Origin of the sequence: Micromonospora sp. C31, from assembly GCF_018070575.1 — a bacterium.
Taxonomy (GTDB): domain Bacteria; phylum Actinomycetota; class Actinomycetes; order Mycobacteriales; family Micromonosporaceae; genus Micromonospora.
This window is the reverse complement of the sequence record NZ_JAGPXN010000040.1, coordinates 1-12,732: the sequence shown is the minus strand read 5'-3', so window position 1 is coordinate 12,732 and position 12,732 is coordinate 1. Positions and strand designations below refer to the sequence as shown.

Annotated in this window: 9 protein-coding genes; 8 read left to right on the top strand and 1 reads right to left on the bottom strand. The window is 66.6% G+C overall.

What is annotated here, in order from left to right; all coding sequences use genetic code 11:
* The 6 genes from KBX06_RS28175 to KBX06_RS27105 form a co-directional block, all read left to right on the top strand.
* The coding region (locus tag KBX06_RS28175) for a hypothetical protein (RefSeq protein WP_247686762.1) at window positions 1-415 on the top strand (415 nt) is incomplete at its 5' end.
* On the top strand, window positions 412-786 hold the full coding sequence (locus KBX06_RS27125; RefSeq protein ID WP_210839878.1) for a hypothetical protein: 375 nt from the start codon (window positions 412-414) through the stop codon (window positions 784-786). The genes KBX06_RS28175 and KBX06_RS27125, both read left to right, overlap by 4 nt.
* Complete coding sequence (locus KBX06_RS27120; protein WP_210839877.1) at window positions 780-1,280, top strand: hypothetical protein; 501 nt, start codon at window positions 780-782, stop codon at window positions 1,278-1,280. Before KBX06_RS27125 ends, KBX06_RS27120 begins: the two co-directional genes overlap by 7 nt.
* Before the next feature lie 339 nt (window positions 1,281-1,619).
* On the top strand, window positions 1,620-5,678 hold the full coding sequence (locus tag KBX06_RS27115; RefSeq protein ID WP_210839876.1) for an AAA domain-containing protein: 4,059 nt from the start codon (window positions 1,620-1,622) through the stop codon (window positions 5,676-5,678).
* The gene (locus tag KBX06_RS27110) at window positions 5,675-6,511 is read left to right on the top strand and encodes a hypothetical protein (protein WP_210839875.1); all 837 of its coding nucleotides are present in this window, start codon (window positions 5,675-5,677) and stop codon (window positions 6,509-6,511) included. Before KBX06_RS27115 ends, KBX06_RS27110 begins: the two co-directional genes overlap by 4 nt.
* 223 nt (window positions 6,512-6,734) lie before the next feature.
* Window positions 6,735-8,561 (top strand): hypothetical protein, encoded by a 1,827-nt coding sequence (locus KBX06_RS27105; protein WP_307854777.1) that lies wholly within the window; start codon window positions 6,735-6,737, stop codon window positions 8,559-8,561.
* 636 nt (window positions 8,562-9,197) lie between these two features.
* Here the strand turns inward: KBX06_RS27105 and KBX06_RS27100 are convergent.
* Complete coding sequence (locus KBX06_RS27100) at window positions 9,198-9,842, bottom strand: hypothetical protein (protein WP_210839873.1); 645 nt, start codon at window positions 9,840-9,842, stop codon at window positions 9,198-9,200.
* Between the two features lie 195 nt (window positions 9,843-10,037).
* Here KBX06_RS27100 and KBX06_RS27095 point away from each other — a divergent pair, with 195 nt between their 5' ends.
* Together KBX06_RS27095 and KBX06_RS27090 are read left to right on the top strand one after the other, a co-directional pair.
* The gene (locus tag KBX06_RS27095; RefSeq protein ID WP_210839872.1) at window positions 10,038-10,820 is read left to right on the top strand and encodes a transposase family protein; all 783 of its coding nucleotides are present in this window, start codon (window positions 10,038-10,040) and stop codon (window positions 10,818-10,820) included.
* 205 nt (window positions 10,821-11,025) lie between these two features.
* The gene (locus tag KBX06_RS27090; RefSeq protein WP_210839871.1) at window positions 11,026-12,273 is read left to right on the top strand and encodes an MFS transporter; all 1,248 of its coding nucleotides are present in this window, start codon (window positions 11,026-11,028) and stop codon (window positions 12,271-12,273) included.
* The last annotated feature ends 459 nt before the right edge of the window (window positions 12,274-12,732 follow it).

Here is a 12,732-nt window from a genome sequence, read left to right as displayed (position 1 = left end):
GGGGCTCCGCCCGCACGAACCGGTCAGCGACACGCGTCACCGCCTCGTCCAGGATGACCCGCCACCCGGCGGGGTCTACGCTGTGGCACGCGGCCACCGCACGATCTTCGGTTGTCCTCACAAACCATCGATGATCAACGCGGTGGCCGTCTTCATGCCCGCGCCACGCCCAACGCTGAAGCCAAGTGACGTTGGAGTACTAAGCCGGGCGCACACCGTCAAGGACCGGCTCAGCCTCGGGCTCTTCGGCCGCCTCGTACCCCGACCGGAGCTCTTCGCTCGTCTCGACCGTGACTACGGCACGCAGGCCACCCGGACGGTCAAAGCGGTGGCGGATGCGGTCCACGGCCACCGGAGCATGCCCGTCCGGGCGATGGTCGCCAACACCGCTGCGCTCGTGGGGCGGTTGCGATGACGACGTCCCCGTACCTCGCCACCGCCGACCGGATGCTCAGCAGCGTCATCCGAGGCACCCGTGGAGCCTGGCCCCGTGCGTGCGCGTGGCTGCTTCGCCACGAACTGGAAGCAGCGATGGACCGGTACTGGGCTCGCGTCTGCCCCGAGATCGGACGGACCCGGGTGCAGCGGCCGAAGCTGCTGCTGCTCGCCCACTACGCCGGCCCCGACCTTGGGCGTCGGGCCAGCTACCTGTGGTGGGCGCTGTCCCGCGCCGGTCACCACCACCACTACGAACTCGGCGTCACCGCAGCCGAGCTGACCCGGCTCCGCGCCGAACTCCTCGACCTCGTCGCGCTCCTTGACCACTCGGAGGCCCCTACATGCTGAAGCGAGATCAGGCCATGCTGATCCTCGGCGTTGAAGCGCTGGCTATCGTCGGCGTCGTCTACTACCTCATCACGCTCGACCTCATCAGCCTCGCCTGGTCGGCGTCGATCGCGGTCGCAATCCCGGCCTGGCTGCTCGCCGTGAAGGCGCCGACGACGTGCGGCGTGACCACCCAGAACGGCGGCCGGTGCGGACGCAAGGTCAACGGAGTGATCTTCGGCTGCGGCCGGTCGAACCACACCTGGGTAAAGTTCTTCGCCCGCTTCGGCTGGCGTCGTCAGCCTGACCCGAGCAGTCGGCGGAGCCGGTCTACCGAGGCTACCGAGGTCACCGAGGTGGTGACGGTGAAGATCGCCGAGGACTGGAAGAGCACCGTGGCGTTCTGGCTCGCCCTCACCGCGACGACGTGCGCCCTGGTCAGTGCAACCGTCGATGCCACCAACTTTCTTCGCGCTCAGGAGCCGCCGAAGTCGTCGGTCGCCGTCTCCCGCTGACCCTGACTTGCTCCATCGATGAATCGAAGACCACGTCCCGACGAGGATCGCCCGCTACGGCCTCTCCCGCGCCACGCAGCACCTGTTCGAGTTGGCCTTCAGCTGCGCCAAGCCGCGCCCCGGCACTGCAACATCTCGGCCTGCTCGATGTGCCGACGAGGCGCGGCCGCACTCCGGGCAAGGAGGTGGAGGTTACTGAGTGGGGTCGTCCCGATGACGTCGGTGTCGGAAATCTGATGCATAGATGAACGTGTCATGCGCCCTATCCTGGAGGGCTTTGCCTCGGGCCGACGGCCCGGCGGATCAGCACTGGTGTACGTCGACTGACTTGGAGACGAGATGCTGTTGACCCAACCGGATGTGCTCCACCTCGTTCAACAGGCCGCCGGCCGGTGGGCAGACCAACTGATCGACTTCGGCCCGCGCAACACGCTGCTCTACTTCAAGGAGCGACAGACCACCACCCTCGATCTCGCCGAGGCGGCTGCTGAAGTGGTCGCCGATCTGCTCCGGGGACAGAAGGTTCGCCTACGGACGCTGTTCCCGGACCAGGACCGGCACACCACCGCCTGCAACACTGCCCGCAGTCTCCGCCGGAAGCTAGTCGAGCTGGAGGAGGAGCAGGGCATCCAGGCTGGTTGGGTGACCCGCGGTCTGCTTTGCATGGTCGGTCCGTACACCCGCGGCTCCGTGCCGATGCAACCGCTGCGGGCGCCGTTGATCCTGCAGCAGCTTGCGCTGGACAGTAGGACGGCGACCGAGAACGACTTCACGCTGGAGCTATCGGAGTCACCCGAGATAAATCCCGTACTCCTGTACGCGCTGGAACGGCAGTACGGCGTGGAGGCGGACATCAGCGTCCTCGGCGAGAAGCTGAGCGCGATGCTGTCCGAGATCGCTGATCCGGACCAGCAGCTCAGTGCCGCCTACGAGCTGATCGCCGAGGCAGCCGCTCCCAGCGGCCTGTCTCTCCGGCTCGAGCCCGCAGTTGTTGCCGGCGTCTTCAGCTTCGACAAGCTCGCCATGGTCAAGGATCTGCGTAACTCGGCCGAGCTGCTGGCATCGCACCCAGTGATTGGCGCGATGGCGGGCGACCGCGACGCTCGGCAACAGTTGCGCACTGAGCAAGCTCAGGGGTCCAGCTCCAGTGCCGATCGGATTGATCCGGCCAAGGAGTTCCTGGTCCACGACGCGGATTCGTCTCAGCAGTCGGCGATCGACGCGGTGCTGTCTGGCCGGCATGTGGTCATCGAGGGTCCACCCGGCACGGGTAAGAGTCAGACGATCGCGAACGTCATCGCGTACATGGCCGCGATGGGCCGCAGTGTGCTGTTCGTCTCCGAGAAGCGGGCTGCCATCGAAGCGGTGATGAATCGCCTTGGCGACGTCGGGCTCGACAACCTGGTGTTCGACCTGCACGACCGCAAGATCAGCAAGCGGCAGGTCGCCCAGCGCATCGCCAATGTCCTCACTCAAGCCGGCGCTGAACCACCCGTCGACACCGACGATCTGCACCGCCGCCTGCACAGCCGCCGGGCCGCGGCGAAACGGCACCCGGCCGAGCTGCACGAAGTACGGCAGCCCTGGGGGGTGAGTGCGTTTCAGGTCATCGAGCAGCTCCTCGCGCTTCCGACTCTCGATGTCAGCGGCTACAACCTGCGCGCCTCCGAGCTGCGAAACCTTGACCGGTCAAGGCTTGAGTCCGCGCGGGAGGACCTTCGGACCTTCGTGGATCGTGGCGGGCTGAGGATCTGGCGCGGAGAGTCGCCGTGGGCGAAGGCCGCCATCCGCACTCCAGACGATGTCGGCAGGGTGCTGGTGCATCTCGACGAACTCGCGGCCGGCGCCCTGCAGGGCGCACAGCGCCAGATCCGGAACTTGGTCGACCGCGCGGGGCTGGACGTGCCGGACGACCTCGCTGCGTGGAAGGATCTGTTCGACCTGCTCAGCGAGGTCGACCGCACCATCGCCAGCTACGGCGAGCAGGTCTTCGGCCCGGATCTGGACGACTTCGTCTACGCGACAGCACCAGGGCGATCCCGGCCGCGCCGCTCGGAGCCGCTCGGGATCTTCCGCCGGTTCCAACTGCGCCGCGAGCTGCGACGGACCTGTCCGGCCCCTCCCAAGAGCCGATCCGAGATGTATCAGGGCCTGGTCGCCGCAGTGGACCAGCGCGAGCGGTGGCGGAAGCTCAGCCGTCAGGACAGCGCACCCACTGCTCTGGCGGACGCCGACCTGTGCATGTCGTCCTTCACGCAGGTGCGTAACCACCTCGCCGCGGTGGCGGCATGTGCCCGAATCGACGGCCTTGAGCGTGGAACCACGACCACGGCGGCCAACACGCTCGCCGAGTTGAACGCCGACCGCGAGACGTTGTTCCTGATGCCCGACCTGAACAAACAGCAGCAGCTGTTCCGCTCGTTGGGGCTGAGCCACATGCTCGATGACCTGGCCCACCGGCAGGTCTCAAGCGACGAGGCAGCCGACACCCTGTTGCGCTCCTGGTTGCAGGTGGTCCTCGACGAGATGCGCATGCGGGTCCCGTACCTCGGTCAGTTCGTCGGGCAGCAGCACGCCGCGGTGGTCCAGGACTTCCGCGCTGCGGACAGCCGGCACATCGAGATGGCCGCCCGGCACGTGCGCCGCAACGTGGCAGTGAACCTGCGGAAGGCCCGAGACGCTCATCCCGACCAGAACGGCCTCGTCCGGCGGGAGGCGGCCAAGAAGAGCCGGCACCTCTCTCTCCGGAAGCTGCTCAGCAGCGCACCGGAGGTGCTCCTCGCCGCGTTCCCGTGCTGGGCCATGTCACCACTGGTGGTCAGCCGCATCCTGCCGCCCGAGCGGTCGTTCGACGTGGTGATCTTTGACGAGGCGAGCCAGATCGAGCCGCACGACGCTGTCGCCTCGATCATGCGGGGCGCCCAGCTCGTCGTGGCCGGCGACCCGAAGCAGCTCCCACCCACGCCGTTCTTCCGGCGCCTCGTTCAGCAGAGCCCGGCTGGAGAAGACGATGATCTCGGCGACGAGAGCCTTGAGGACTACGAGTCCGTTCTTGACGTCCTCGGTGGCCTCATCTCGGACCGGTACCGCTTGACCTGGCATTACCGCAGCCGAGACGAGCGCCTGATTGCGTTCTCGAACGTCGAGATCTACAACCGGTCCCTCGTTACGTTCCCTGGCGTGCAGGTCGATAGCCCGCTGCGCTTGGAGACGGTGGATGGCCGTGTCGCCCCCGGGCAGGGCGGCTCATCAACGGAGGAGGTCAACCGGGCGGTCGAGCTGATTCTCGAGCATGCCGAGCAGCGACCGAACGAGAGCCTCGGGGTCATCACGATGGGGCAGAAGCACGCCCTGCGGATCGAGGCGACCTTGCGCAGCCGACGCCGAGAGCATGAGCACCTCGACGACTTCTTCTCTCAGGACCGGGCCGCGAGCCAGCGGTTCTTCATCAAGAGCCTGGAGAACGTCCAGGGCGACGAGCGGGACGCCATCATCCTGAGTATCGGCTACGCCAAGACCAGAGACGGTCGACTTTCGCTGCGCTTCGGACCGCTCAACCAGGAGGGTGGTGAGCGGCGCCTCAACGTCGCGGTCACTCGAGCGCGAAGTCGGATGACCGTGGTGAGCGCCTTCTCCCACCACGACATGGACCCGAACCAGACCGCGGCGACCCGGAACCGCGGACCCGAACTGCTCCGCCGTTACCTCGAGTTCGTCGACCTCGGTGGCGACCTGGGCGCGCGACAGCACAATGGGGTCGAGCTCAACGGCCTCGAACGCAGCGTCCTGAAGGCTCTCCAGCAGCAGGGCATCAACGCCGTGCCGCAGTGGGGCGTCTCCGGCTACCGCATCGACCTGGCCCTCGCCCACCCAGACCAGCCCGGCCGCATGGTCCTCGCTGTGGAGACCGACGGTCACTCGTACCACCAGGCACACAGCGCCCGGGACCGGGACCGGCTGCGCCAGCAACACCTCGAGCGCCTCGGGTGGGAGTTCCACCGCATCTGGTCGACCGACTGGTACGTGGATCCGGCAGGCCAGACAGCCCGACTCATCGCCCGCTGGAAGCAGGCGGTCGACCGCGCCAACCACGCCGCGAGGAGCCACCCCGTACCGCCGGCACGCCGGCCCGCCCAGCCATCGGCGCCGCCGGCGACCCGCCGTGGCCCCCGCCCCGACGTGCCGATCGGTCTGCGGATCACCGAATACACGCGGGAACAGTTGGCACAGATCTGCACCTGGCTGGTGAGCGACCAGCTTCAGCGTGATCGGGATGAGCGCCTCCAGGAGGCCATGAGCGAACTTGGCTTCCGCAAGCGCGGCTCAATCATCCTCCAGCGCCTGACCGAAGCACTCGACATCGCGCAGCAGCGCGCCGACCGGGAGGTGTCCCGATGATTGCCCTCGACCCGCTCACTCTGGAACGCGTCGCCCGCCTGATCTGCGACGTCGATGGTCCCTACGAGCGGACCGGTACGCAGGTCGAGCGGTTCCTGCACCGGGTCCGGTGGCCTGGCGATCCGCAGTACGACGGCTCTCCGCGGATCCCCTGGCTGACTGAAGTACTCAATTGCCATGCCGATGACGCCGCCGCCCTCGACCGGCTGCTCTGTCGCATCGGTGATCCGCTGGAGTACGACGGCGGCGTCGAGGCCGCCGAACCGATCGCGCAAGAGCTGAACCGCCTCCTGGCTCCCGAGCAGCTCACCATCACCTACGTCGGCGGGCGCCCTGTCCTCGGTCAGATCAGCCAGAGCAGCGACGTTCCCCTGTACGGGCCGCCGCCGGACCTCCACGAGCGGGTGCGACGACTATCCCCCAACAGCAAGGCCACCGACATCCTCATGGCCCGCGCCGACGAAGCGTCGATCTGCCAGAACAACGGAGCCTACGCACTGGCGATCATCGGCATCGGCAGCTTCGTAGAAGGCCTGCTGCACGTCGTGGTGACTGACCGCGACGAGACCGTGCGCAGGAGCGGCCTGGTCGACCGGAACGGCCGACGGGTTCGGGCCGAACGAGCGGGCCTTCACCTGCTCCTCGAGTACGCGCACCGACAGAAGTGGGTCCAGACCGACGCCAAGGACTTCATGGAGAAGGTCCGGGACTACCGCAACTTCGTGCACCCTCGTCACCAGATCGACTACGGGCTCGTGCCCGATCTGGACACGGTGCGGATGTGCTGGGCACCTGTACACGCGCTCCTCAATGACCTGGAATCCGCACCATGATCAACAGCTCATCTCGGTGACCAGCAAGCAAGCGGATTGACCTCTCCTTGTCCAGATGCCGACCTCGACACCGCCGCTGCTACTCCAGCTTCCGAACCAAGATCAGGTGCTGGAGTAGCAGACGGAGGTCAGCGGGGCCGCATCGAGCGAGTGCGGCGACGCGTTCGGCGCAGCCCTCTCGCCTGTAACCCCTCGGGACGGCGCAATGCTCGGTTTCAGGTCTGTGTTCACGACCCACCGCGAACGGAACCATCTGCAGCCACTGGTACGGGAACAACTCGACCGCTGGATCGCGGGCCCCAAGGGCTGGGATCCGTCTGCGCTTCAGGAGAATCGGTGGGCGACCATCGGCGACAACGTCAGGGCCCTCCTACTGCAGCACGAGGGGCAGGATGGATCGACGTCAACGCGCGTACGGATCGTCGAAACGAAGCCGGACGGGCAGTGGATCATCCAACTGACCGTACACTCGCCGAACGCGAGAGACCGGGCGGCTTGGGCCTGGATCGACATCGAATCCCCCGACCCCGACAGCGAGGACCCACGCAGCCGCCCCCGCCTCGCAGGCACCCCCCGCTTTCTCGCCCCCATGCTCGAAATCATCGATGCCTGGGACGGTGCCGCACGCCTGACGACGCGACCAATCGTCATCCGCGGCGACGAAGTCGACGAGGTCCACCGAGCCCTCATCGACACCGACCGACGAGGTGTCGTCTTCGTCGCAGGCAACGACGACTCGCTGCCGTCAGTCCCATGGACTAACCGGATCGCCAATCTGACCCGGTTCACCAACGGCATGGCCTCGTGCTACGTGCTGGACGGGGAGGCCACACAGTTGCTCAACGACCGGCTCGGCCAGGCCCACGCCGTACTGCCCGGCCGGCTTCGTACCTATCGCTCCCAGGTGCAACCGGACTCCGTCGTCGACGGGCTGCGGCACCGGGTGCTGAGCGCCGAACGGATCGCCGACGACAACGAACAGCCCCGACTCGCGCGGGTCCTCGCCTCCAACGCCCAACTGCAGGCTCTCGAACAACCGCTACCCGCATCGGTGGCGCGGGTACACCGGATGCTGGAACGTATCGCCGACGACATGTTGGTGCACCGGCTCGGCGACGTCAGTTCGAAGCGGCCATCGCTCGTTCCGTCGCAACCCCAGGCAGCGGCCGTCGAGACGCGAGAGAGTGACCGCCGGCAAGATGACGCCAGCGCGCAGCAAGGCATGTTGCTGGACTACCTGAAGATCAAGGTAGGGGTCGATGACCTGACCGTCGACCGGATCGACGAGATCGTGCGTCTGATCGAGGTCGGTCGGTCATCGCAGGAGGCGCAGAAAGACATCGCATCCCGATTTGCGCAGCTCCAGGCCGAACTCGATGAGACACAGAAGGCGTATCACGACGTCAAATGGCAGCTGGATGATGAGCAGATCGAGAACCGGGACGCGGTTGAACGCCTGACCCGGTCCGCGGAAACTGAACGGACGCTGCGCCACCGGCTCGCCTCTATGGGGCAGGCAGAGGTGGCCTGGACGGCACAGCCATCGGAAGCGGACGTCTCCCGGCCGGACAGCTTCGGTGAGTTGCTCCGTTGGCTGCCGAGACTCCAGCACGTCGTGTTCACGGGCGATCCTGACTGCGCTGAGGAACTCGACAGCAACGACCCCCTGGGTGCCTGGGCCTCGAAGACCTGGGATGCGCTGTTGGTGCTTCAGGACTATGCAGCGGCGAAGGCAGACGGGCGCTGGACTCGGGACGTACATGGCTTCCTGGAGAACACTCCAGATGGCTGCCACGAGTGGCCGACGCGACGACACGCCCGCGACGAGAGCGAGGAGGTCCGAACCAACCCAGCGTTCTGGAGGAAGCGGGTGCTACCCGTGCCGGTCTCCGTCATTGCGGTGGGCGAGATCTTCATGGGTGCGCATTTCAAGATCGCTCAGTTCGCGATGATCAGCCCCCGCATGCACTATTACGACGATACGGCGCAGAGCGGACGAATCTATGTCGGCTACATCGGCCGGCACCTTCCGACCGGGCAGACCAATTGACCCAATGGACGCGGCTAGAGCAGCAGTAACGGCAGCCACGTCCGCCTATCACGATGCCCGCAACGCACCATGCTCGGACCCGTCTGCAACCGTTCGTAGGATCGCTCAGCGGAACGTTGGCGGGTACATTGCGTAGATGGATTGGGCTATCATCCCTCCTTCGGCACCCAGCTCGGATAGAAACGGAGGGTCGCCGCCTGTCGCGCACAGACTTAATAAGCTGTCCATGTCTGCAGTCTGCGGCGTGGAAATCTCGGATGCCACCCTTGTGTCTGGCTCCAAACTGCGCGGCGCGCTTACAGTGTGCGAGGAGTGTGAGCAGAAGCGGCGCCAGCGGCTTGAGAGGCGGCGCCGTGATGAGATTTGGCGCCGTGAGAGGATGGCTCGCGATGGCTATGTGCCGAACGCCGGCCCGGTCGGCCTGGGTAAGCGTCGATAGAGCCCTGAGTCGCCAATGTCAACCAGCGGTGGACTTCCTGCCGCCTACCTGCAGCTTTGTCTAATTGGCAGGCTGCATCGTAATAACGACTTATCCCGCCACCGCGGTGTCGTGTCGCATCGCGGAGAACGGCTGCATATCCATCCCGGTCGGCCCGCTCGAGTTGCCTGACGCGGTAGTCACTTTCGCGCTGTTGGCTATGCGGCGTTCTTGAAGATTTGCTTTTGAAGTTCGAGGTGGCGACGTAGGTCCAAGACAACATCGCCGTCAGGCAGGTGGGCCAGCTCTCGAAGATCGCTCGTCTCGACCCGATTCGCTTCGGCGAGTCTTCTCGTGTAATCGGCCACCAGTTGAACGAGCGCCTTCCATTGGCCGATTGAGAAATCAACGGCGATTCTGCCACTATCGAATTCCGATTCGACCGCATCCAGATCCGAAACCAGGCGTTCGACGTCCTTTTCGCCGAGGCGTCCGTCGCGAGCCGCGTCCAAGTACGCACGCAGCGAGACGGTGAACCTCTGGATGCAGATCGGCATCTCCAGCTCGGCACCCTGGGGACTGCCCTGCTTCTTTACTCTCGTTGCAGCCGCCAACACCGCGACACCGACCGCCGCCGCCGCGACGCCCAGCCCGACAGCGGTGACCTTGGAGCTTTTCCGAACTGTCGCGGCACCCTTCGAGACCGCTCGCTGCGTCTCGGCCGAACTTAGCCCATCCTTCAGGTGCACCAAGGTGGCACCCGCATGGTTCCGCACCACACCGCCGTACCTGGTCAGTTCACCGGCCGTGATACCCGCGAAGATGTCATCCGGCACGTCGAGCGGAACGTTGATGATGGGCACGGTTCTCCCCGGTCTCACGGATCGCGAGTGATTCGGCTACCGCGCGATCGTACGGTCCCGTGTCGACACTGAGGGCTTTTCATCGTGATGGGCCTGGTCACAATGGGCGGCGGGAAGCATGTGTCGACATAGGTGCGAGACTCCCGGTAAGACAGCAGTCGACCAAGATCCGATGCCCCAACCGGGAGCCTCGCTGTGCTGTCTTACCCGTCTGCGGTCGCGCTGTCCAGCCGCACCCTGAACCACCTGGCCGGCCTCATCCGTGCCGAACGCACCCGCCGCCGTGGCCGGTGGCGACGTCTTGATGCCGGCCGGCAGGCCCTGCTCGCCCTGGCCCATCTGCGTAACGGTGACACCATCGCCCGTCTGGCCTGCGGCTTCGCGGTCAGCGTCACCACAGCCTGGCGGTACGTCCGGGAAGCCATCGACCTGCTCGCCGCGCACGCCGAGGACCTGAACGCGGCCATGCGGCGCATCGCCCGGCTCGCGTACGCGATCCTGGATGGCACCCTGATCCCGATCGACCGGGTCGCGGACCAGAGGCCGTACTACTCCGGGAAGCACAAGCGGCACGGAGTCAACGTGCAGGTCATCGCGGACTGCAAGGGACGCCTCATCTGGGCCTCGCCCGCCCTGCCGGGCGCCGTGCACGACCTGACCGCCGCCCGCACCCACGGCCTGATCGACGCGCTGAGCAGCGCCAACGTGATGACCTTCGCCGACAAGGCGTACCAAGGCGCCGGCGGCAGCACCCGCACGCCGTTCAAGCGCCGCCGTCACCGGCCGCGGCTGTCCCGCCGGCAGAAGACCGTCAACCGGCACCACGCCAAGATCCGTGCCGTCGGCGAGCGCGCCGTCGCCACGCTCAAGGGCTGGAAGATCCTTACCAAGCTCCGCTGCTGCCCCCGACGCGCCACCGCGATCATCAAGGCCATCCTCGCCCTACATCACGGCCCGACCAGCCAAAACCCACGATGAAAAGCGCTCACTCTCACCCCGCCGACGCCGTCCGCGTAACCCCTACCAACAGGACCTCTAGCGAACCACCAAGCCCACATCGGACAAAGCCTCCCGAACCACCCTCTCACTGTCCGATGACACTCGCTGGCTTGACCCTCAACCTGATCGAGGGTGGAGGCTAATCCGGCGCCGAGGACGCCCCGCCGAACGGATCAGGAGAGCCATGTCTTATACCAAAGAGAATGCGGCCGTGCAAGCGCAACGGGACACCGTTCCGCGGCGCTATTGGATCTGGCTGGGCGGCGTGACATTGTCCCTACTCGGTTCGCAGATCATGGCCTTCGGCATGACCTGGGTGGCCGCGGGCTGGGGCGGCGCCTTCGCCGGCGCCGTACTGACCGCGATCAACCTGCCGCGGGTGGCGCTCCTGCTGTTCGGCGGAGCACTGGCCGACCGCATCGGCGCCTGGCGCGTGATGATCACGTCGGATCTCACCATGGCCGCCGCGACGGTGGTACTCGGCGCGGCGGTCCTCATCTTCGGCGTCCAGCCCTGGCTTCTGCTCGCGGCCGCCTTGGTCATCGGCGTCGTGGACGCGTTCTACCTGCCCAGCTCCGGCTCCATGCCGCGGCGTCTGGTGAGCCAGCTGGCGCTGGCCCGGGCCATGTCGGCCCGGCAAGCAATCGGTCAGCTGGCCACCTTCGTCGGGCCGTCAATGGGCGGCCTGGTCGTGGCTACCGCCGGGCTCGCCACCGCCGTCTTCCTCAATACCGCAACCTTCGTGGTAATGGCTGTCATCCTGATCGGTCTGCGGCCGCGCTCCACACCAGCCGACGCGCCGCCCCCAGCCGACGGCAGCGTCCTACGCCGCTCCGCCAGCGGCCTGAGGGTGGCCTGGTCCGATCCGTTGCTTCGCCCGGCGCTCGGGCTGATCGCCGCCGCTGCAGGCTTCCTGCTGCCGGTCTCGGGCCTGCTCATCCCATTACTGGCGACCCAGCGGCAGTGGAGCGCCGTGACCGGTGGGATCCTCGCCGGCACGATCGCGCTGGGTATCGTGGTGGTCGCCGTCACCGTCACCGCCGCTGGGGCGTTTTCGCGCCCCGGTGTGGCCGCCGCCGGCGGGCTCGCCCTCGCGGCCGCGGCGGTCCTTGCCATGGCCGCCATGCATACCCCGGTAGCCGCCGTCGCGGTCGCCGCCTTGGTGGGCATAGGCTCCGGCGTGTTCACCACCCACGTCGGTCCGCTGATCCTCGGCGGCACGCCGTCGACGCACCTGGCCCGGGTACAGTCCGTCTTGGTGCTCGCGCAGAGCCTGCCGCTGCTGCTGACCAACAATGTGCTGGGCTCGCTGAACGACCTATTCAACGTCAACGTCGTCCTGGCGGTCTGCTCCGTGTTTCTTCTGCTGGCGGCCGTGCTCGGGTTGCGCTCGCCGGTTTTGCGCACGGCGACCCTGGCTCAGAAACCGTAGGTGGTGGACTTGTCTACCGGCGGCGATGACAGCGTGCTAGAACGCAGACGCCGATGCGGAACCTGCCGACGGCACCGGCACGGGCCAGGATCTTCGCGGTGGTTACGTCGCCGTCAATCCCCTGGCCGCGCCTGGTGGGGTTGGCGCGTTGACCCGTACGGCGCCATCGGTTGAGCCACCCCCGCTCTCATGGAGCTTCTTGACCATGGTCTGATGGCTGTAGGGGAGAAAGTCGTCCGTGGCAGCACCGACGAAGTACCCCGACGAGCTACGTCAGCGCGCGGTGCGCTTGTATCGCGAGTCGGACCCGAAGGCGGTGATCCGGCGTCTGGCTGAGAGGGTGGTTCGGGAGGCTTTGTCTGATGTGGGTTTGACGGTTCGTTAGCGGCCCTGGTGGGGGCTACGCGGACGTCGCCGGCGGGGCGAGGGTGAACAGTCCGGCCTCGGGTTCGGTGAGGA